18 protein-coding genes and 1 tRNA gene are annotated in these 20,995 nt (G+C 68.1%); 5 read left to right on the plus strand and 14 right to left on the minus strand.

From position 1 onward, the window contains the following. Positions 1–86 precede the first annotated feature (86 nt). Together D7Y04_RS01610 and D7Y04_RS01615 are read right to left on the minus strand one after the other, a co-directional pair. Positions 87–791, minus strand: a complete 705-nt coding sequence (locus tag D7Y04_RS01610) for a LysM domain-containing protein (RefSeq protein WP_120598279.1) — start codon at positions 789–791, stop codon at positions 87–89. Positions 792–1,028: 237 nt separating this feature from the next. Then, positions 1,029–1,343, minus strand: a complete 315-nt coding sequence (locus D7Y04_RS01615) for a hypothetical protein (RefSeq protein ID WP_120575710.1) — start codon at positions 1,341–1,343, stop codon at positions 1,029–1,031. 205 nt (positions 1,344–1,548) lie between these two features. On the opposite strand from D7Y04_RS01615, the gene D7Y04_RS01620 reads away from it, so the two are divergent. Further along, complete coding sequence (locus tag D7Y04_RS01620) at positions 1,549–2,652, plus strand: hypothetical protein (RefSeq protein ID WP_121758106.1); 1,104 nt, start codon at positions 1,549–1,551, stop codon at positions 2,650–2,652. Positions 2,653–2,656: 4 nt separating this feature from the next. Here the strand turns inward: D7Y04_RS01620 and D7Y04_RS01625 are convergent, their stop codons facing one another. Next, positions 2,657–4,327: a hypothetical protein gene (locus D7Y04_RS01625; protein ID WP_121758107.1), complete on the minus strand. Its 1,671-nt coding sequence runs from the start codon at positions 4,325–4,327 to the stop codon at positions 2,657–2,659. Between the two features lie 140 nt (positions 4,328–4,467). Here D7Y04_RS01625 and D7Y04_RS01630 point away from each other — a divergent pair, with 140 nt between their 5' ends. After that, entirely contained in the window at positions 4,468–5,406 is a 939-nt protein-coding gene (locus D7Y04_RS01630) for a hypothetical protein (RefSeq protein ID WP_121758108.1), read from the plus strand. 60 nt (positions 5,407–5,466) lie between these two features. Beyond that, positions 5,467–5,781, plus strand: a complete 315-nt coding sequence (locus D7Y04_RS01635) for a DHCW motif cupin fold protein (RefSeq protein WP_255428407.1) — start codon at positions 5,467–5,469, stop codon at positions 5,779–5,781. Here D7Y04_RS01635 and D7Y04_RS01640 read toward each other — a convergent pair. From D7Y04_RS01640 to D7Y04_RS01670, 7 genes are all read right to left on the minus strand, one after another. Then, positions 5,778–6,440 carry a glutathione S-transferase family protein gene (locus D7Y04_RS01640; protein WP_121758110.1) on the minus strand — a complete coding sequence of 221 codons (663 nt, stop codon included), beginning with the start codon at positions 6,438–6,440 and terminating at the stop codon, positions 5,778–5,780. The two genes, D7Y04_RS01635 and D7Y04_RS01640, sit on opposite strands and share 4 nt — an antisense overlap. A gap of 101 nt (positions 6,441–6,541) precedes the next feature. Continuing rightward, a complete protein-coding gene (locus D7Y04_RS01645) occupies positions 6,542–8,356 on the minus strand; it encodes an acyl-CoA dehydrogenase (protein ID WP_121758111.1) in 1,815 nt (604 codons plus the stop codon). A gap of 101 nt (positions 8,357–8,457) precedes the next feature. Then, a complete protein-coding gene (locus D7Y04_RS01650; RefSeq protein ID WP_121758112.1) occupies positions 8,458–10,977 on the minus strand; it encodes a VIT domain-containing protein in 2,520 nt (839 codons plus the stop codon). A 145-nt stretch (positions 10,978–11,122) separates the two neighbouring features. Then, on the minus strand, positions 11,123–11,932 hold the full coding sequence (locus D7Y04_RS01655) for a hypothetical protein (RefSeq protein ID WP_121758113.1): 810 nt from the start codon (positions 11,930–11,932) through the stop codon (positions 11,123–11,125). Next, entirely contained in the window at positions 11,929–13,224 is a 1,296-nt protein-coding gene (locus D7Y04_RS01660) for an AAA family ATPase (protein WP_121758114.1), read from the minus strand. Before D7Y04_RS01660 ends, D7Y04_RS01655 begins: the two co-directional genes overlap by 4 nt. Before the next feature lie 125 nt (positions 13,225–13,349). Next, positions 13,350–14,474: a slipin family protein gene (locus D7Y04_RS01665; RefSeq protein ID WP_120575701.1), complete on the minus strand. Its 1,125-nt coding sequence runs from the start codon at positions 14,472–14,474 to the stop codon at positions 13,350–13,352. Between the two features lie 266 nt (positions 14,475–14,740). Then, positions 14,741–14,813: transfer RNA gene (locus D7Y04_RS01670), tRNA-Cys, on the minus strand. Positions 14,814–15,215: 402 nt separating this feature from the next. On the opposite strand from D7Y04_RS01670, the gene D7Y04_RS01675 reads away from it, so the two are divergent. Next, a complete protein-coding gene (locus tag D7Y04_RS01675; RefSeq protein WP_147454582.1) occupies positions 15,216–15,518 on the plus strand; it encodes a hypothetical protein in 303 nt (100 codons plus the stop codon). Here the strand turns inward: D7Y04_RS01675 and D7Y04_RS01680 are convergent. The 3 genes from D7Y04_RS01680 to D7Y04_RS01690 all read right to left on the minus strand — a co-directional run bounded on the left by D7Y04_RS01680 (position 15,515) and on the right by D7Y04_RS01690 (position 19,778). Further along, the gene (locus tag D7Y04_RS01680) at positions 15,515–16,183 is read right to left on the minus strand and encodes a class I SAM-dependent methyltransferase (protein ID WP_121759237.1); all 669 of its coding nucleotides are present in this window, start codon (positions 16,181–16,183) and stop codon (positions 15,515–15,517) included. The genes D7Y04_RS01675 and D7Y04_RS01680 overlap by 4 nt on opposite strands. Positions 16,184–16,222: 39 nt before the next feature. Beyond that, the gene (glgX, locus tag D7Y04_RS01685) at positions 16,223–18,373 is read right to left on the minus strand and encodes a glycogen debranching protein GlgX (RefSeq protein WP_120596336.1); all 2,151 of its coding nucleotides are present in this window, start codon (positions 18,371–18,373) and stop codon (positions 16,223–16,225) included. Positions 18,374–18,509: 136 nt separating this feature from the next. Then, entirely contained in the window at positions 18,510–19,778 is a 1,269-nt protein-coding gene (locus tag D7Y04_RS01690; protein WP_120596335.1) for a hypothetical protein, read from the minus strand. Between the two features lie 186 nt (positions 19,779–19,964). Between D7Y04_RS01690 and D7Y04_RS01695 the strand changes: the two genes are divergently transcribed. Then, the gene (locus D7Y04_RS01695) at positions 19,965–20,180 is read left to right on the plus strand and encodes a hypothetical protein (RefSeq protein WP_169825645.1); all 216 of its coding nucleotides are present in this window, start codon (positions 19,965–19,967) and stop codon (positions 20,178–20,180) included. A gap of 155 nt (positions 20,181–20,335) precedes the next feature. Here D7Y04_RS01695 and D7Y04_RS01700 read toward each other — a convergent pair whose 3' ends face one another. Then, a complete protein-coding gene (locus tag D7Y04_RS01700; RefSeq protein WP_120596333.1) occupies positions 20,336–20,908 on the minus strand; it encodes a hypothetical protein in 573 nt (190 codons plus the stop codon). Between the last annotated feature and the right edge of the window lie 87 nt (positions 20,909–20,995).

A 20,995-nucleotide genomic window follows, 5' to 3' on the forward strand; every position in this document is an offset into this window, starting at 1 on the left:
CGAAAAGCGGATGGGGCCTCCCCCTTCCAGGCGCCAGGAGCGCGGAAGGCGAAGGCCCCACCGGGGACCTCAGGCTACAGGTCTGTTCAGCCCTGGTACTGGTGCACGGACATGATGGGGTAGTTCATGGACGTGAGGCTGATGCGCTGCGAGCCGTCCGAGTTCACGTTGTTGGAGCCGATGAACTGGGGCTTGCCGTCCTTCCAGCCCGCGAACATCACCACGTGCTGGCCGTCGCCCACCTTCATGGAGACGACGTCGCCGGGCTTCGCGTCCTTCAGGTCCACGCGCTTGAAGTTCGGGTCGCGGTCCAGGTTCCCCTGGAGCGTCATCACGGACGCGCTGTGCTGGCTGTCCTTGATCTGCCCGGCCTGCTCCAGGCACGCGGAGACGAAGTTGGCGCAGTTGACGTTGTTGGGGACCCAGTCCTCCATGTCCGCGCCCACGCCGCTCTGCTCGAGCTTCAGCGAGCCGGCGTTCTTGCCCATGTGAGACATCGCGATGTCGAAGGGGCTGCCACCGGGGCCACGCGTACCCGGGCCCGCGCCGCCCGGAGGCGCCGTCACGTTGCCCGCGCCGCTGGAGCCACCCGAACCGCCACCGCGCACGCCCTGACCCTGGGTGCCGGGCTCGAAGCTGTCGCGCGAGCCGGGGATGTTCAGCGTCTTGCCGGCGTAGATGAGGTCCTTGTTCTGGATGTCCGGGTTGGCCTTCATCAGCGAGTCCACGGACGTGCCGTAGCGCTTCGCCAGACCAGACAGCGTGTCGCCAGATTGGATGCGGTAGCTCATGGGGGGCTCCTATGGGAGCAGTGACCCGGAGGTGGTCACCGGCTGCGATTGTTTCCATTCTCGCCATTCAAGAACCGGTGTTGCGTCCCCCACCTGCTTTTCACTCCAGGCGCGCACATGTGGGCGAATTGGCGTACCTGGAGCGGAATCCGACCCTGGAAAGGGCGCGCATCCGCGACACGGCCCCCTGGTGGGCCGCCCGGGGAGGCCGTGTCGCGGTGCGCAATTTCCGGGGATTTAGCGGCTCTGGGCGTCGTGCTTCTGGCGAGCGATGCGGCGGCTGAGGGCGTCCTGCTTCGCGTCGATGCGGGCGCGCTCGGCGGCGTCCAGGTGGCCGTCGTCCCGGCGGTCGCGGCGGATTTCACGCTGGAGGGAGCGGTGCTGGCGCTCCAGGCGCACGGCCTCGCGGCCCGTGAGCTCGCCGCTCTTCACGCCTTCGTTGATGCGCTGCTGCTGGTTCACCTGTCGCCGGTCGGCCTCCGCGGCCACGGCGGGCAGCGCCACCGTCAGGCCCAGCACCGCCGCGAGCATCCCCAGTCCGTTGCGCTTCATGGTGATTCCTCCTCGATGGGCGCGGGCGTCGGTGCCAGCGCTTCGTCCTTGGAGGGTTGAACCCTGGATTCGCGCGGTGGTTGCGGGCGGCGCTCTTGACCGGGTGCGTCCAGGTGGGTGGCCCTTATGAAAGGGGAAACAATCCAAGGGGATGGGGACGTGCTGCACCCTTGAACGGGTGGGAGGGCCCGCGCATGGTGGCGGGGTGACGACCATTGCTCATCCCGACTTCACGGCGGCGCGGTTCACCAGCTACCCGGACGCGCGCTTCACCCCGGCTCCGGCGGACGGCGTGCTGCCGGAGGGCTTCTTCACCACGACGAACCTGCCCACGTACGTGAGGGTGGACGGGCGGTGGCGGATGCCGCGCGAGCCGCGCATGGACGGCGCGCTGGTGCGGGACGCGGCCGGCGAGCTCTGGGTGCGCGAGGGCCGCCGGGTGCGCGCGGGCGAGCAGGTGGTGGTGGGGAAGGCGGAGGACGGCAGCGAGGGCGTCTACGTGAACATGGCCTACCTGGCGGAGGGCGGGGAGGGCGAGTTCAAGTTCATGACGAGCGAGGTGTCGCGCGAGAAGCCCATCGACTACGGGCACATGGCGCGGCTGCTGGTGGAGGAGCGCGAGCGCGGGGGCTATCCCATCTGGGTGACGGGGCCGGCGCTGGTGCACTCGCGGGCGCGCGCGGACATGACGTGGTTCGTGGAGAACGGCTTCGTGGGGGCGCTGCTCGCGGGCAACGCGGTGGCGGTGCACGACATCGAGGCGTCCATCTACGGCACGACGCTGGGGATGAGCGGCGCGGGCGAGGCGACGTCGGGTGGGCACGGGCTGCACATGCGCGCCATCAACCGGGTGCGGCAGGCGGGCTCCATCGCGAAGGCGGTGGAGGCGGGCGTCATCACCAACGGCATCATGCACGCGTGCGTGAAGCACGGGGTGCCGTTCGTGCTGACGGGGTCCATCCGGGATGACGGGCCGTTGCCGGACGTGGTGACGGACAACCTGGCGGCGCAGGACGCGATGCGCAGGCACGCGGTGAAGGCGACGATGGCGGTGCTCGTGGCCACGGCGCTGCACGCCATCGCGACGGGGAACATGCTGCCCGCGTTCGTGACGGAGAAGGACGGCAGCCTGCGGGAGCTGCCCACCATCTGCGTGGATTCGTCCGAGTTCGTGGTGAGCAAGCTGAAGGACCGGGGCACGCACCAGGCCTTCGGCGTGGTGACGAACGCGCAGGACTTCATGCACATCCTGCGGCTGTACGTGGAGCGCGAGCTGACCGCGCGAGGCACGGCGCCGAAGCCGGCCTGAAGCCTCAGCGCTGGGTGAGGGCCGGAGCCGAGACGGCCTTCCATGCCGCGCTCGACAGTCCGCCCTCGGTGCCGAAGAGGGCGGAGTCGCCGTCGGGGAGCACCGCGTACACGCGCGGATCCGCCAGCTTCGGCAGGGCCCGCGTCTCTCCCGTGGCCGCGTCGAAGTACGACGCGCCGAGCAGCGTGCCCACCAGTGCGCCGCCGGGCACGAGCGCGGCGGAAACGATGGCGGAGGAGGGCAGGCCGGGAGCAGCGCGCACGCGAGTCCACTTCGCGCCGTCGAAGTAGCTGAAGCCATCCTGGCAGGTGCCCGCGACGGCGCGTCCTTGCGCGTCGGTGGACAGCGCGGTGATCCAGTTGTCGGTGAGGTCGCGGCCGTCGTGGAAGCGCTGCCACTTCGCGCCGTCCCAGCGCAGCAGTCCCCGGTCCTCGCTGCCCATCCACAGGAAGCGGCCCGAGGCTTCACCGACGGAAGGGTGCTTGCTCCACTCCGTCGGCAGCGGCAGCCGCTTCACGAGCGACAGGGGCGCGCTGCCAGGAGTGACCAGGGACACGCCCCGGCCGTCGACCAGCGCGACGCCTTCATCCATCTGGGACACGTTGAGCACGGACAGCTTCCCCAGGGCCACGGGGTTGCGAGACCCGTAGGCAATCTGCGTCCACGTCTTCCCGTCATGGAAGCCCAGGCCATACGTGGTGGCGACGTAGAGGTTCGGTCCGTCGCTGCTGATGCCCAGCACCTGGTCGCTGGGAAGCGAGGGCGTGCGGACGGTCTGCCACCGGCCGTCCTCGCGCTGCCAGCAGGCGCCCCGGTCGAACGTGCCCACCACCAGCCGCCCCTGATGCCGGGCGAGCGCGGTGATGTGATTGCCGCAGAGCTGCCCGGTGGGCGTCACGCGGCTCCACCCCTTCTTCCCCTGGAGGAACACGCCAGAGGTCCGCGTGCCCGCCCAGCCATCGCGCAACACGGTGGCACCCTTGGGAACGCTCACGGCCTGGAGCGGCACGGACTCCGTCTCCCAAGCGTGCACCTCGCCGTGACTGCCCACGATGCGCACGCCCTGCTCCGTCACGGTGAACGACAGCGGCCCGGTGGGCACGTCGCGCAGCGCGGAGAGCCGGCCACTGGCACTGATGGAGAACGCGCCCTCGGTGGTGCCCACATCCACGCCGTCGCGCATGTCGGAGATGAAGCGCACCGGCCCCGGCAGGGACCACGCGCGCTGGGTGCCCAGCTCGAACAGCCGCCCCTCCGCCGTGCCCGCGAAGCGCGGCGAGAACGCCGTGTACGTGGCACCCGGAGTCAGCACCGAGGCGAGCGACTCCAGCCGGTTCACGTAGTCCGGGGTGCTCGCATCCTCGGCGGGAGGCAGGGCCTGCCAGTGCACGTCCAGCACGGGCGTCACCTGGAAGCGGGCGTCCAGGGACACCAGCCCTTCATCCGTGGCGACGAAGAGCCGGTCGCCCGTGGACTCCAGCGCGCGGCAATAGTGGCTGGGAAGCCCGTCCTCGACCGTGAGCACGCGCACCGGACGGCCCGCGGTCGTGAACAGCTCCAGGCCGCCTTCGGTGCACGCGACGACATGGCCGCTGAACGGCTTGAGGTCGTGCACGGTCTCGGTGTTGGTGACGGTGGCGGCCAGGGTCAGCGCGGTGAGGGTGGAGAGCATCATGCTGCACCCCTATTGCGAACCCCGGGCCAGCCCGATGTGTGTCCCCGGAGCCGCACTCGTGGCCCTGTTGACCCTGTTGCCCTTCACGAACGATGGTCGCGCGGGGGGATTGGGGCCGGGCCTCCGTTGGAGTCCAAGACATGCTGCGTTCTGTTTCTTCCCTGGCGATGGCGCTCGCGCTCGCCATCCTCTGCGCTTGTTCAGAGTCCGAGTCCGACCCGTGCGAGGCGGTCGACTGCGGTCCAGGCCAGTGCGTGACGTCCTCGGAACAGGCCGCGTGTGAATGCCCCTCGGGCTACGTCCCGGCGGACCTGTCCTGCAGGCGGGACGTGCGCGAGGGGGATGACCATGGGGACTACTTCGAGGCCGCGACCCCCGTGGAACTCATGGACCCCTCCTCCCAATGGGTGGAATCGAACCTGGACCACCCTGAGGACGTGGACCTGTTCTCGTTCCACGTCACGGCCGGCCGCATCTACCGATTCAGCTGCTATGGACCTCTCTCTTCTGGCTACGACCCGAGCTGCAGTGTCGAGCTCCTCGGCGCGGACGGGCTCAAGTTGCCGGGCTCGGCGATCTCGATAGGGACCTCGATCTACCTGTCGGCCGTACTCGCCACGCAGGAGGGCACGGTGTACGCCCGCGTGAAGCGCAACCACAACTCCATCTCCTCTTTCAAACCTGCCTACAAATACTCGCTGGTGGACCTGGGGCCGGATGACTTCGCGAACACCCTCACGGAAGCCACCCCGGTGCCCATCGGCACCACCGTCTCGGGGGACATCGAGCTCACTGGAGATGTCGACGTCGTCGCGCTGGACGTCGTCGCGGGCCGCGCCTACCGGTTGAAGTGCGTTAGTCGCTGGCCCAGCAACAACTGCGGCATGCGAGTGCGCGGCCCCGGGGGCGAGATGTTGTACGAGACGAAGCCGTACAACCCCTATGGGACGAGCGACGCGTTCGACCTCCAGGTGATGCAGGGAGGTCGTCATACGGTCGAGCTGTTCGTCCTCCCCGGGCGCCCCTTCTTCGACGGCATCGGTGAGTACACCTTCTCCGCCGTCGACCTGGAACCCTGAGCGCGCGCAACTCCGCGCGAACCCTGCTGTTGGAAGGAGTCACTTCTGAAAATCTCGAACATTCCCTTCTGCACAACGGACTGGAGCACGATCCAACCCACCGAGCACCCGGGGGCTGTTGGGAAGGCGCTCTGGCGGACGCTCCAGGCGGGAGACATCCGGATCCGCCTCGTTGAGTACACAGCCGGGTACGTGGCGGACCACTGGTGCAGTCGCGGGCATATCCTGCTCGTGCTCGAAGGAACGCTGCTCACGGAGCTGAAGGACGGCCGGCGTTTCGAACTCGGACCGATGATGAGCTACCAGGTCTCCGATGACGACGGGGCCCACCGCTCATCGACAGAGGCGGGGGCCCGGCTTTTCATCGTGGACTAGCGAGCACTGCCCGCCGCGACCCCGAGGCGCTGCTCATAGGCCTCCAGCGTCCTCCGCCAGGCGGGCCGTGCCTCACAGCGCTCGCGATAGGCGGAGACCCGGGGGAAGCCTTCGAGCACGCCCGCGTTGCGCACCTCGCGCAGCACCGTGGTCATCAGGATGTCCGCCACGGTGAACGCCTCGCCGGCGACGTAGGGACGCTCCTGGAGCAAGGCCTCGAGCGTGGTCAGGTGGTGCTCGGCGTACTTCACCAACCCGGGACGCCGCTGCGCGCCGGTGGGGTCGGCGTCGCCGAGCAGGTCGACCATGATGAGCTGGGACATCGGGAGCTCCACGGTGGTGAGCGCGGCGAAGCACCAGCGCATCACCTGGGCGCGGCCCTGGAAGTCCGTGGGCATCAACTGGCCCGTCTTCTCCGCCAGGTACAGGAGGATCGCGCCCGTCTCGGTGAGCACGAAGCCGTCGTCATCGAGCACCGGCACCTGGCAGAAGGGGTTCAGCTGCCGGTACTCCTCGCCTCGGGTTTCCCCCGCGGGATGGTCCACGCCGTGCACCCGGTAGGGCAGCTCCAGTTCTTCAAGGGCCCACAGGACGCGCAAATCGCGCGTGAGTCCGACGACCTTCGAATGGACGCGGCCAAAGCCATACAGGGTGATCATCGCGGCATTGTTGATGCCGCGCCCGCCGCTGTCGAGGCGCTTGTTCGCACCAGCGGTTGGCGACGCGCTGCGAGAAGCGCGCCGCCACCGCCTGTCGCTGGCTAGAACGACTCTTCCGGCACGTCCATCAGGTCCAGGTTGCCGTTCTCCACCATGCGCGCGGCGTGCGCGATGCCGGGCAGCACCTCATGGCAGTACCAGCGGGCGCTGGCCACCTTGCCGGCGTAGAACGCCTTGTCGCCGGGGTTGGTCTTCGTCCGCTCCACCGCCACGGCCGCGTGGCGCACCAGCAGCCAGCCGATGATGACCTCCGCCACGGCGAACAGCACGCGGTTGCCCTGGAAGCCCACGTGGTAGACGGACTCGCCCAGCTTGCCCATCAGCGTGCCGAGCATCGTCTGCAGGTGGCCCACCGCCTCGCCCAGCGCGGCGCGCTCGGTCTTCAGCTCCGGGCCGCCCTCGTCGCCGTCCGCCGTCGCGCGGACGCGCTCCAAGAGCCCCATCAGCGTCGCGCCGCCGTCGCGCGCCACCTTGCGCATCAGCAGGTCCAGCGCCTGGATGTGCGTGGTGCCCTCGTAGAGCGAGTCGATCTTCTGGTCCCGGATGTACTGCTCCACCGGGTAGTCCGTGAGGAAGCCCGAACCGCCGTGCACCTGGAGCGACAGGGACAGCAGCTCATACGCCTTCTCCGAGCCGTATCCCTTCACCAGCGGCAGCAGCATGTCGTTGAGCACGTCCGCCTCGCCCGCCGCGGTGGAGCGGTGGCCGCCCTGGATCTCCACCTGGTCCTGCACGGACGCGGTGAAGAGGGCCAGCGCGCGCAGACCTTCCGCGTGCGCCTTCTGCGCCATCAGCATGCGGCGCACGTCCGGGTGCTGGAAGATGTTCACGCGCGGCGCCGTCTTGTCGCGCGCCTTCCCCAGGTCGCTGCCCTGCACGCGGTCCTTCGCGAACGACAGCGCGCGGTAGTAGCCCGCGGACAGCGCGGCCATGGACTTGAGGCCCACCGCCATGCGCGCGTTCTCGATGATGTGGAACATCTGCCGGATGCCGTCGTGCACGTCACCCAGCAGCAGGCCGCGCGTGGGCTTACCGTCGCCGAACGTCAGCTCGCACGTGACGGACCCCTTCAGGCCCATCTTCTTCTCCAGCTTGGTGCACACGACGTTGTTGTGCTCGCCCAGGCTGCCGTCCTCGTTCACCCAGTACTTGGGCACCACGAACAGCGACAGGCCCTTGGTGCCCGGCGCCGCGCCGTCCGGACGCGCGAGCACCATGTGGATGATGTTCTCCGCGATGTCCGACTCACCGTTGGTGATGAAGCGCTTGACGCCTTCAATCTCCCAGACGTCGCCGTCCACCTGACGGGCCTTGGTGCGCGCGGCGCCCACGTCGCTGCCCGCGTCCGGCTCCGTCAGCACCATGGAGCCGCTCCAGCGCTTGTCCAGGATGTGCGGAAGGAAGCGCTGCTTCTGCGAGTCCGTGCCCAGCTTGTCGATGACGCGCGCGAGCAGGTTGCCCAGCGTGAAGAACGCCAGCGCGGGGTTGCTGCCCAGGATCAGCTCGAACGCGGCCCAGCCCAGCGACGGCGGAGCGCCCAGGCCGCCCAGGTGCGAGGGCGTCTCCAACAGGTGCATGCCCGCGTCGTAGTAGGCGCCCATCGCGGCCTTGAGGCCGGGGGGCAGCTTCACCTCGCCGTTCTCCAGCTTCGGCGGGTTGTGCTCGGACTCGTCGAAGCTCTTCGCCAGCTCCTGCGTGCACAGCTGCGCGAACGTCTGCAGCGTCTGCCGGGCCGCCGTCTCGTCCAGGTCCCCGAAGGGCGCCTTGCCCAGCGACGTGTGGCCGATGTCCAGGAACTCGAAGAGGTTGAACTCAATATCGCGGAGGTTGGGCGTGTAGTGCAGGGACGACGACATCGAAGGACTCCTCGCGGCCGGGTGCGAATGAAACAACCCCGCGCCAGTGAAGGCGCGGGGCCAGAAACGGACCGCCAGGGTATCCGAGATTGATTCGCGGGTCAGTCGCGCCGAGAGTGGATGACGCGCAGCGTCTCGCGGCGTTCGAAGCGGTTGCCAGCGGCGTCGCGAGCGACGAACACCAGCTCATAGGAACCGGCGGGCGTGCCCTCCGGGATGACCAGCGACTTCGTGAAGCGCAGGCCGTCCTGCGAGTCGAGCAGCTGCTGGTCCTCGCCGAAGAGGTCGCCGTACACGCTGACCTCCTGCGTGGCCTCCACCGCGTCCACGTCGAACGTCAGCGTGTCACCGGGGGCGAGCTCCTTCTGGGAGAGGACGACGTCGAAGTCATTGCCCTGGGAGTCCAGGCGGTAGCGCACCTCGCTGCGCTCCACGCGGCCGTCCGCCAGCTCCGCGATGATGAACACGGTGTAGTAGCCATCCGAGACACCCAGCGGCACGAGGAACCGGCCGCGCCACGAACGGGTGAGCGAGTCGAACGTGAGCGGCTTCACCAGGCCGAAGGGGAAATAGGCGGTGACGCGGCGGGCGTTGCGCGGGGCGCGCACGGAGATGATGGGGTCACCGGGGGGAATCTCCTCGCGGCTGAGCGCGCCGGAGACCATGCCGTCGGGAAGCTGCACGGGGACCATCTCGCGAACCGACTCGCCATTGGGGGCCGTGCGGGCCACCTGCTCCACCGCGACGAAGGACGTGTAGCGGCTCATCAGGTGGTACTGGAGCGCGGTGTCGGTGATGCCCTGGACGACTTCGGGCGTCTCGCCGCGGTAGCCCTCCACGGTGAGCTCTTCGATGCGCTGGCGGGCCCAGAGGCTCTTGAGTGAATCGTGCTCCGGGGCGACTTCGGGGAAGTGCACGGGCACATCGAAGCGGTGGACCTGGCCACGCACGCGGCCGGAGATGCGGAGGACGCCGTCACCGGTGCCGGTGAACTTGCCCACGAGGAACAGCGGCTGACCGGCGAAGAGGTCCGGCACGGACTTCGGGTACACGTCGCTGACGGGCAGGCCGTCGGTGTCCACCACGACCGAGGTGAGGACGGGGCCGCGCATGCGCTGCTCGAACTCGCGGGCGACGTCTTCCTCCGGGCGGTTGAGGTTGACGAGGGTGGAGGCGCCGCGGCCCAGTTCACCCATCTTGGTGATGAGGTAGCGGTTGGTGCTGGAGCCCACGCCCGCGGAGAAGATGCGCGTCTCCTCGCGCAGGTGCTGCTGGAGCGTGCCGAGGACCTGCTCGTCTCCGCCGATGAGGCCGTCCGTCATGAAGAGCACCATGCGCAGGCGGGCGGGGTCGTTCGGGGGGACCATGGCCTCCTGGGCGGCGATGCGCACGTCGGTGCCGCCACCGCCCCAGAAGTTGGCGACGTAGGGCAGGGCGTTCTGGATGTTCTCCGGCGTGGCGGGGACGGCGGTGGGCGCGAACTTGGTCACCTGCGTGTCGAAGTTGAGGACCTGGAAGGTGTCCTCGGGCATCAGGTGGTTGAGCACTTCCTGGGTGATGGCCTTGGACTTCTCGATGGCGAGGCCGGACTGCGAGCAGGACGTGTCGAGCACCATGTAGAGCTCGCGAGGAACGATCTCCCTCTGGGTGGGAGACAGCTGCGGGTTGAGCATCACCAGGAAGTAGCCGTGGTCCGCGCCGGGCTCGCGGTGCATGAGGACAGCGGGGCGGATGAGCGCGTCGGCGACGACGTACTCGAGGATGAAGTCCTTGTTGGGGATGCGGTCATCGCGGCCCAGGCTCACGGTGGCGCGGGACTGTCCATCGCGCTTCACGTCCACGCGGTGGGTGGTGGAGCGCAGCGAGTGGACCGGAAGGCCCGCGTCCATGCGCACGGTGAGCTGGATGTCATGGCCGCTGCGCGAGTCGGCGAGCACCGGAGGCGTGATGCGGCTCGCGTCGGGGACGGTGGTGGTGTCGGGCTCCACGCCTTCGCCCTGGCGCGTGGGCAGCGGCGTGCCGCCGATGAAGCGGGGGGCGACGACCATGGGGAAGCTGAAGCGGTAGGTGCCGGCGTCGTAGGTGAGGCGCTCCACGTAGTGGATGCGCACGCGGATGGTCTCACCCGGCAGGATGTTGGCGACGGACTGGGTGAAGATGTTGGGGCGCTCCTGGTCGAGCAGCGCGGCCGTCTTGCCCTCGGCCTTGGCGCGCTCGTAGGTGTCGCGAGCCTGCTCGCGGGTCTGGATGACGCCCGTGATGACGCGCTCACCGATGTGCATCTCCATGCCATCCACGGCGGCCAGCTCCGGCAGCGGGAAGACGTAGAGCGCTTCAAGAGGCGAGGTGTAGGGGTTCTCGAACACCTGCGTCACGGTGACGGAAGCGAGGAAGCCACTGACCTCCGCGTCCACCTCCGTGCGCTTGAGGCTGAAGGTGCGCGGCTCGTCGTCTGGGCACGTCGTGTCGGCGTCCGCCTGCTGCGGCTGCGCACGGAAGCGCGCCACGAGGGTGCCCTGGGCGACGCCCGCGGTGGGCGAAGCGGCGGGAGGGCAGGGCTGCTGAGCGGAGGCCGGGGCGGCCAGAAGGCAGACGAAGAGCGTGGCGAGCAGGACTCGCATGGTCGGGAACCTTGGTTTCAGGGTGTGCCCGGGGACATTGCAGCCCCCGGGCCAACGCCTGTTCCCCTCTGAGAAGGCTGTGAGTGGGGGCTGTGGGAGACAGTCCGGCCGTGGACCCGTGGCTACAGGGCCACAGGGTCCAGCTCTACCAGCCGAGGGCTTCGGGAGCCGCTTCGAACAGGCGCTTCAGCTCTGGGATGAGCAGGTGCTGGCGCTTCATCTCCCGCCAGACCGTGGCGTGCTGTCGGGTCTGGATCGCCTGCGCGAGATGCTGGAGATGCTCAGGTGCATGTCCATGGACGCGCTCTTGGACATAACCCTTGAGATGGGCGTGGAAGTCCCCAAAGGCGCTACGGCGTGCGCTCTGGAGGGCTTCGCGCCGATTGAGGTGGAGCACATCAATCGTGTACTGCGCGCGCTGATACGCCACGGTGCCTGGTTCCGCAGTGGCCTTGAATAGGAAGGTTCCCAGGAGATCCAGCTTCATGAAGTCCATGGGATCATCCACTCGAGGATCCAAGAGCACCATGGTTCCTGCGACAGGTTGAACCACGGGAACGCCGCGACGGCGGCCTACGTCCGTATGGGTTCCTGTTCCATGGGCGAAGACCGCGAAGTTACTGCTCTTGCTCCTGTTGCAGGCACCGCAGGCGTATAGGTAGTTCATCCAGGCGAAGACCAGGTTCGGATACAGCGTCTTGGGCCAGATGTGATCTACCTCGCCAGCCAGGGAGTCTTCGCAGTAGGCGCAGCGTTGGGCGCCAACGCACATTGCCGACAAGGTCGCCCTGACCATGTCGAAAGTTGCGTTGCCCTTCTTGTTCAGGCTGTTGAATCGAACCTTCGCTTGTACGACGCGCGTCTCGTAGTCGGGAAGCGAGTCGATTTCGCGTTGATAGTCCGCGAGTTGGGTGTTGGCGGCCTGCGGCAACGGAATGTTCGGGAGGCGGATCAAGGCTGTGGCACCGCCGTATCGAGCGGCAGGGCACTGGAGGCGGTAGGAAGCTGCGCGCGCAGAAGCTGCTGTTCGGCCTGCTCCTCGGAGGATAGGCCCTGCGCGAGTTCTTTCTGATTGAGTGTGGCGAGCCGCTCGAGCTTTTCCATTCCTTCGTCCGAGCGCAGAACCACGTCGCCGAACGCCCCGGTGCTGTACGCGTCCAGGACGTTGCCGTAGAGCAACCGATCGAGCGCGACTCCGGTAATCATTGCCGCTTCTTCGTCACTGCCCGGCCTGGGGAGTCGGAACACGCTGCCTACAGTCGCAGCCTGGCAGATGAGGGGACTGTGGGTTGTGACGATGAACTGGATGTTGGGGAAGTGCTCGCGGAACCACCGGCCTACACGGCGCTGCCACATCGGGTGCAGGTGCGCGTCGATCTCGTCAATCAGGACGACACCCGGAACGACGATGGTGGTTGGGTCTCCAGGGGCGAAGAGCTTGTCGGCGCCATAGGCACGCGCGAGCTGACGGATCAGCTCGAAGGTCATGCTCAGGATGGAGCGGTAACCGTCACTCAGATTCTCGACTGGAACTTCGCAGCCATTTCCATCGACGAAGCGAATGCCCTTGGAGGAGATCGATTCAAGACGGGCTTCGTTGGGCAGGAAATCGGGCTGGTTGATGAACTGCTGCAAGGACTCAAGAAGATCACCCTCGGGATCTTTCTCCAGCTTCTTGAACTGGAGGAGCTTGAGCCATTCAAGGCATTCAGAGAGTGCGACGGACTCACCGAAGACGGAAAGATGTCGGGCCAACTTGGGGTTCGACTGGAACAGCTTCTCCTGCTCCTGATCTCCACCCGTGAACCGTCTGAAGGGACCGTATGAAGCGCAGAACCAACCCTCTCCAGTTCCCCAGATTGAGTGGATTGGTGCTGAGGTCCCCGATTGAGGTTGGTAGAGCCGAACTTGGTCGAGGCTGCGGGAGAGCCCAAGATTCACGAAGTACGGAGAGTCTGGTGTCTCGGGAGTCCCGGCAATGAAGTCGTAATCAGGAGTCGGTTCGAGTACGAGCCTGATGGACCCACTCTGTTTCTTCCCTCGAAGCCACTCGTTCCAGTCTTGGCGCAGAGCCTTTGCTTCATCTGGTCCTACCAGCGCGAGCGCGATGGACCGCAGGAACGAACTCTTGCCGGCACCGTTGTCACCGATGATGACGTGCCACCCGGGGCCCGGATGATCCGGCAGGGCCCACACCAGCGACTCGATGGACCGGATGTTGGAGAGGTGGACCTCTTTCACGTACATGCGCCCTAGCTCGCCCGAAAGAGGGGGAGGGGTCAACCTCCACGGCCCTTCGTGCGGTACCTGTGAACGCACGAAGGCCCCCGGACCGTACTTCCGGTCCGAGGGCCTCGATTCTCACAGGGACCTCAGCCGCCCTTGAGCTGCAGCGTGGGCACCGCGCCCTCGCCCAGCACCAGGTGCACCTGACCCACCTTCGCGGCCAGGTCCTTGTACGCCTCCAGCTCCTTGAGCCGCACGAGCAGCGGGTTCTCCGCGAGCACCTTCGCCGTCTGGGCCATGGAGCGCGTCGCAGCCGTCTCCTCGCGCCGCAGGATGACGTTGGCCTCCGCTTCCTTCTGCGCCTGGATGACCCGGTTGAGCAGGTCCTTCATCTCCTTCGGCAGCACCACGTCCTTGATGCCGAAGCGCAGCAGCTCCAGACCCACGCCCTCCGCCCCCGACTTCACCTGCGCGTACAGCTCCGTGGACACGGCCTCGCGCGCGGCCAGCAGCTCGTCCAACGTGCGCGTGGACACGGCCTCGCGCGCAGCGAGCTGCATCGCCAGGTAGAGGATTTCATCCGGCGCCCGTGCGACCACCGCCAGCCGCCGCGCGTCCACCACCCGGTACGCCGCGGACAGGTTGAGCCGCAGCGTCACGCGGTCCTTGGTCATCACTTCCTGGCCGGTGACGTGGAGCAGCTTCTCGCGCAGGTCGATGACCGCGAACTGCACCTTGTGCGCGACCGTCCACGCCGCGTGCCGGCCCGGCGGCAGCACCGCGTCCAGCACACCGTTCACGTAGCGCAGCGCCACCGTGCCCTCCGTGGCCGTCGTCTCCACGTAGTCACTGGCCGGGATCAGCGCGCGCACTTCGTCCCGCGGGGGCTCCGTCGCCACCCCGGACACGTCCACGCGCTCCACTCGCACGGTCGGCGTTTCGGGCCGACCGGTTCGACCGGGCAGCCGCTGCGCCGTCCACACCTGGTGCTGACCCCGACCCAGCCACCGCACCGGCTGGCCGTGATGGAAGACCACCGCGCGCTCGTCCGCGCCCAGCTCCAGCACCTGGAGGTCCTTCTCCGGCACCAACGCGAGCTTCGCTTCATCCAGCCGGGTGACGGGCGGCTCCAGCGGCACGCGCTCGTAGCGGACGTTCTGGAACGGACGCACCACCCAGTGCCGGCCCGGCCCCAGGTACTGCTCCGCCTTCCCGTTCACCACCACGAACAGCCGCTCGTTCTGCGCCACTTCCACCCGACCGATACCCATGACACGTCACCTCGACGACAAGAAAGAGTGCAGCCCTGCTGCTGGAGAAAAAGACCCCGCCGCCCCACGGGCGCGTCGCGCGAACAGACCGTCCGGATCCACGTTCAGCCTCCCGAACCTCCGCACCGGATGCAGGTCACGGACGGCGACCGGAGCGTTCCGCGAACAGCACGGAAGCCTCTGGACACCCTGGCGACCGGCCAGTGTGCGGCGTGGGGAGGAGGACGCGGTGGACTCGCGTTGACACCAGCGGAAACGACGGGGTCCCGATGAACGAAGGAGTCGAACCTTCAAATCGAGAGTTGCAGTCTCGTGCTCTACCGTTGAGCTAGTTCGTTGTTGCCCAATCAAGGGCCTCAATGCGCGCCTCACGGTGTGGCGTGCGACCGGTACGGCCTTCGATAGCGGCAGGAACACCCGGATGTGATGGCCGTGAGGAACGTCCGAGTCTCATGCACCGGCGCAAAGCGCCCCCGCATGGAACCGGACGCCTCGGGACAACCCCGTGCGCCCCCTGAAGTTTGCCGACGGGCCTCTGGACGCGGCCGTGCGGAAATCCTGACGGTCCATGTCCCAGACCCTGGGGCTCAGGTGTCCAAGCGCTGCGTGCTCCATGCGCCATTTCGGGGACACATGAATCGAGCCGTTTGGGTCGTGATGCTGGGAATGGGCTGTGCGCTGCTCGGGGCCTGTGGGGAGGAAAGCGCTGGGGACGAAGACTCCGGCTGGCGCTTGGGGTCCATGAAGCTGCAGATCTCCATGGGAGAGGATCCCTGCCCCGTGGTGACGGCGACGGTGACCCTGAGGTCGGGTGATGGGCGCCCGACAATGGGGCCCCTATCGCTCAACGTGAGGGATGGCGTCATCGAGGGCGTGACCCTCCCCTACGTCTACGAGTCGAGTGCCTGGTGGGTGCAGGTGCATGCCTACGACAGCAACGGCAACAACGTGTGCAGCGGGGACGACCCGGGCACAGGCGTGCACGAGGGACGAACGACGTCCGTGTACATCAAGATGCACTGCGCGTTTCCGAATTGCCCCTAGCAGCCGCGCGTCACGTCCCACCAGCCGAACCACATCACGCGCTCCTCGGCCATCAGCTCCCAGCCCGGCCCGTGCACGTACTCGCGCACCCGCAGGCCCGCAGCCTCCACCGCGCGAGCCGTCTCCTCCGCGCTCCACAGGTGCAGCGTCACGTCCGTGTCCGCCGTGCGCACCCGTCGCGTGGACGCCTCATGCGCCTCCAGTCCGGACCTGCGCTCCAGCACCGTGAACAACATCCGCGCGCCCGGCTTCAACACCCTGCCCATGTGCCCCAGCACGCGCGGCAGGTCGTCACAGAAGTCCAGGCACCCAATCGCCAGCGCGACATCAAACGTGCCCAGGTCCTCCGGCACCGGATCCAGGTAGCTGTGCACGCGCCACGTGCCGGACGGCCTTGAGCGCTTCGCCAGTTCCAGCATCTCCGGCGCCAGGTCCAGGCCCACCACGTCCACGGACGCGTCCAACCCGCGCGTGTGCAGGCCCGGGCCGCAGCCCACGTCCAGCACGCGCATGCCCGGCTTCATCACCTCCGCGAGGAAGCGCTCCACGCGGTCGCCATAGCGGTGCAGCGAGGGATAGAGCACCTCGTACGCGGACGCGATCTCCCCGTACACCCGCGCGACGGCGGCCTCTTCACTTCTGCCGCCGTCGACCTCGTCCGCCATGTCGTGCGCTCCTCGGATGAGCAGGATGCGCACCCTGTATCACGGCACGCCGTTGGACCCCGGTCCAGGCTTGCGGAACACCGCGAGCGACCGCCCGGCCATCGCGAACTTCCCGGGCTTCATCTCTTCATCGCCGCGCTTGTCGTCCGCCGTGTACAGCTCCAGCCGCCACGAACCGCCCTCACCCGGCGGAGGCACCACGAAGGTCACCGTGTCGTGGTGCGCGTTGAGCAGCACCAGCAGCGAATCACCACTGACACGCTGGCCGCGCTCATCCGGCGTGGGGATGGCGTCGCCACCCAGCAGGAACGCCAGCGAACGCACGAAGGGCTTCTGCCAGTCCTCCGCGCCCATCTCCGTGCCGTCTGGCCGGAACCACGCCAGGTCCTTGTGCTCGGACTCCCACAGGTGCTCGCCCTGGAAGAAGCGGCGGCGCTGCAGCACTGGCTGCCCGTGGCGGAACTGGATGAGCTTGCGCGTGAACTCCAGGAGGTCCAACCGCGTCTTGTCCAGGTTCCAGTCCACCCATGACAGCTCGTTGTCCTGGCAGTAGGCGTTGTTGTTGCCCTGCTGCGTGCGGCCCATCTCGTCGCCCGCGACAATCATCGGCACGCCCGTGGACAGGAACAGCGACGCCATCAGGTTGCGCTTCTGCCGCTCGCGCAGGGAGATGATGTCGGTGTTGTCCGTCTCTCCCTCCACGCCGCAGTTCCACGCCTGGTTGTCATCCGCGCCGTCGCGGTTGTGCTCGCCGTTGGCCTCGTTGTGCTTGCTGCTGTACGTGACCAGGTCGTGCAGCGTGAAGCCGTCGTGCGCGGTGACGAAGTTGATGGACGCCTGCGGACGCCGGCGCGCCGCCGCGAACAGGTCCGCGCTGCCCGTGAGCCGGTAGCCCACCTCCGAGGCCTGGTTCTCGTCGCCCTTCCAGTACTTGCGCAGCGCGTCCCGGTACTTGCCGTTCCACTCGTGCCACGGCGACGGGAAGCCGCCCACCTGGTAGCCGCCGAGCCCCACGTCCCACGGCTCCGCGATGAGCTTCACGCGGCTCAACACCGGGTCCTGGTTGATGATCTGGAAGATGGGCGCGTTCGGGTCGTAGCCGCCCTTGCCCACCCGGCCCAGCACCGTGGCCAGGTCGAAGCGGAACCCGTCCACGTGCATCTCCTCCACCCAGTAGCGCAGCGAGTCCACGATGAAGCGCGCCGTCTGCGGGTTGGAGGCGTTGAAGCTGTTGCCGCACCCGGTGAAGTCCAGGTAGTGCCGCGCCTCCGGCATGGTCCAGTAGTACGACGCGTTGTCGATGCCCTTGAACGACAGCGTGGGCCCCAGGTGGTTGCCCTCGCACGTGTGGTTGTACACGACGTCGAGAATCACCTCGATGCCCGCCGCGTGCAGCGACTTCACCATCGACTTGAACTCGGCCACCGCGCCGCCCGGCGTCTTGCGGCTGGCGTAGCGCTGCTCCGGCGCGAAGTAGTTCAGCGTGCTGTAGCCCCAGTAGTTCGACAGGCCCTTGTCGTTGAGGAACGAGTCGTCCGCGAACTCCTGCACCGGCAACAGCTCCACCGACGTGACGCCCAGCTTCTGCAGGTGCTCGATGATGGCCGGCGAGCCCAGGCCCGCGTACGTGCCGCGCTGGTGCTCCGGCACGCCCGGGTGGCGCATGGTGAGGCCGCGCACGTGGGCTTCGTAGATGACCGTCTTGCGCCACGGGATGTCCAGGCGCCGGTCATTGCCCCAGTCGAAGAAGTCGCTCACCACCACGCCCTTGGGCATGCCGGCCGCGCTGTCGCGCTCGTCGCGCATCAGGTCCTTCTTCGGATGCTCCAGGGGGTAGCCGAACACCGGCTGCTTCCAGTCCACCTCGCCGTGCAGCGCCTTGGCGTAGGGGTCCACGAGCAGCTTGTGCGGGTTGCAGCGGTGCCCCTTCTCCGGCTCGTAGGGGCCGTGCACTCGCAGGCCGTACAGCGTCCCGGGCTCCAGGTCCGGCACGTAGCCGTGCCAGACGAACTCCGTGCTCGTCGGCAGGTCGAAGCGTTCAATCTCCTTCGTCGGGTCCGCCCGGTCGAAGAGGCACACCTCCACGCGGGTGGCCACCTGCGAATAGACCGCGAAGTTGGTGCCCGCGCCGTCGAAGGTCGCGCCACGAGGCCAGGGCTTGCCCGGCCAGATCTCCCGCTTGCCGCTCATACGTCTCACTCGATTCCGTGGGGAAACTGCCGCCGGAATGTGGGTGCGACTGCGCGATGCGGCAAGACGTCCGGGTGTGCTGACTGTCCACCGGACAGCGCTTTGGCAAGGGGTCGGTGCTCAAACGACCGGACCGTCAGGCGGCGACAGCGTGGTCCAATGAACGCCAGGTGCCCAGGGCCCAGTCCTGCTCGTCCGGATCATCGAAGCTCACGACGCAGAGGGCGCGGCGGTTGCCGGAGCGGCACAGGGCCGTCAGCCGGCACTCGCCGGGGCCCACGTGCAGGGACGCGCGGCCGCTGACGCGGGCGCCGTGGTGCTCCAGCTCCAGGGCCTTGCGCTCCGGGCTGGTGGGCGCCAGCTGCTCCTCCGCGGAGTCCTCCAGGGGCACCACGCGCACGGTGCGGCGATGGTCGCGGGCCACCCAGCTGCCGTCCTGCAGGCGCGACTCCGCCAGGGAGCCGGGGATGCGAATCTCCCAGCCCTCCGGGAGCGCCACCTGCACGGAGCCCCGCCGGTAGCCGATGGACGGCCCCACGCCGGGCGACTCCAGGGCGCGGCGGTGGACCTCCTCCGCCACCGTCCCTCCCATGCCCAGGTAGCCGAGCACCTCCTGCCACTCGCGCCACGGGTAGGGGAGCGAAGGGTCCTCGCGCCAGGCCTGTTCCAGCAGCCGGGCCACGTCGCGCAGGCGCTGGCGCTCTTCCTCCAGGAGCGGCGAGCGCCAGACGACGTCCGTCCACAGCCGGCACAGGGCGCGCGTGAAGCGCTCGCGGGCGTCCACGCCGGGGTTCCACCAGGGGAACACGTCCATGCCCTGTCGCGGGTCTTCGTGCACGGTGCGCAGCCAGCGCTCGTCGCGAGGCCCCAGGGGCGTGAGCAGCGCGCCCGGGTGCTGGAAGGTGTGGCCGAAGCGCATGGACAGCGCGAAGCCGGAGTTGCCCAGGCTGCGCATGCGCAGCACCTGACCCACCGAGTGCTGGAGCCAGCCCAGGAAGTGCTTCTCCACCAGGTCCACGTCGCCGGTGTGGAAGTAGCCCGTGGCGTCGCCCACGCCCACGTCCTCGTCGGGCGGAGCCCAGGAGATGCCGTGCAGGTCGCCCAGGGCCTTGAGCAGGTCCACCAGATAGCGGTGGTAGCCGGGCCCCGCGGCGCTGGTCTCCGCGGACACGACGATGCGCTCCTGGGTCGTCGCGAGCAGTGACACCTCCGCCGCGGCCGGGTGCAGGCGCAGGCGCAGCACGGGCGCGCCCTGGGGGCCCTCCTCGATGCGGGTGCCCTCCAGCACGTCCGCGGCCACCTGCTGGAACCAGGCTTCCACGCGCTGCAGCCAGGACAGGGGCGCCTCCGGGGGGGCGAACAGCGGATCGCTTGCTCCTCGTCGGCCTGCCAGCAACAGCTTCATTCGTTGGACGCTTTCGGTTCGGGTGCGGGTGCGCGCTGCCTGGACCTCTTTGGATAAGCCCCCGGCTGCTCCCTGTCATCCAAGAGAAACGCATTCTGGAGGTCGGGGGGCATGCGGGCGGGGCTGCGCCCGGTGGCGGAAACCCCCGGTCCGCCCCAACCTGAGAGGGGAAAGGAGGCGTTCGTCATGAGCAAGAAAGACGTGTTGCACATTCCCTTGGAGGGGCTGCCTCCCGCGCCGGCACGCGAAGCCGGGACGGAAGAGGATGAACGGCAGGAGCGCCGCACGCCGTCCACCTTCGACCCGGGTGGCGGTCCCGGCAATGGGCCGGGTGACAACGGGAGCCCGCGCATCATCGAACCGGTGGGCCAGCCCTACTCGCCAGGCGTCAAGGTGACCTGAGCCTCTCAGGTCTCGCTGTCTCCATGACCCCGCTGACGCCTTTCGCGCGTCGGCGGGGTCTTGTTGTTCGCGCGTGCAAGGCCGGACGCTGGAAACGGCGAAGCGCCCGCGACCGGTGAAGGTCACGGGCGCTTCCATGTCCACCCAAGAGGGGACTAGCGCGTGGTGCCGTTGTTGGGCGCCATCGTGCCGGTGGAGTCCGGCACCGGCGTGGTCATGTTGCCCTTGGCGCCCGAGTTGTTCGGGTCGAGCTTGGAGTCATTGGGCAGGCTGCTGTCGTCCGGGATGGCGCTGTCGTCCGGATCCAGGCCGGAGCCGCCCGTGCCCGGCTCGGTCATCTCGCCGTCGTGCACGCCGGGCTCGGCCTCACCGGTGCCCGCGCCGCCAGTGCCCGGGTCCAGGGTGCCGTCGTTGGTCGCGGGCGGCAGCGTGGAGTCATCCGTGTTGCCGGAGCCGCCGGTGTCCATGTCCGACGGAGGCAGCGTCGTGTCCGGCGACGTGCTGCCCGTGTCGTAGCCGGAGCCGCCGCTGCTGGGCGGCGGCGTGGTGGTGGTGCCGGAGCCGGACGTGTCCGTCCCCGTGCCCGTGGAGTCCGTGCCCATGGTGGAGTCGGAGGCCGGCTCGGTGCCGCGCGTCGCGGATTGATCCGACTTACATCCCGTACCGAGCGCGAGCGCACCCGCGAGAACCGCCGCCACCGTCAGCTGGGTCTTCAGGAACTTCTTCATGTGGATTCCCCCGATAGGAGTTCTGACTGCTTGAAAGGTCGTGGCTGCCTGCACGACCGAAGGTGAGCAGGCCCCGGGATGTGTGCA

This window comes from Corallococcus sp. AB038B (genome assembly GCF_003668955.1).
GTDB lineage: Bacteria > Myxococcota > Myxococcia > Myxococcales > Myxococcaceae > Corallococcus > Corallococcus exiguus.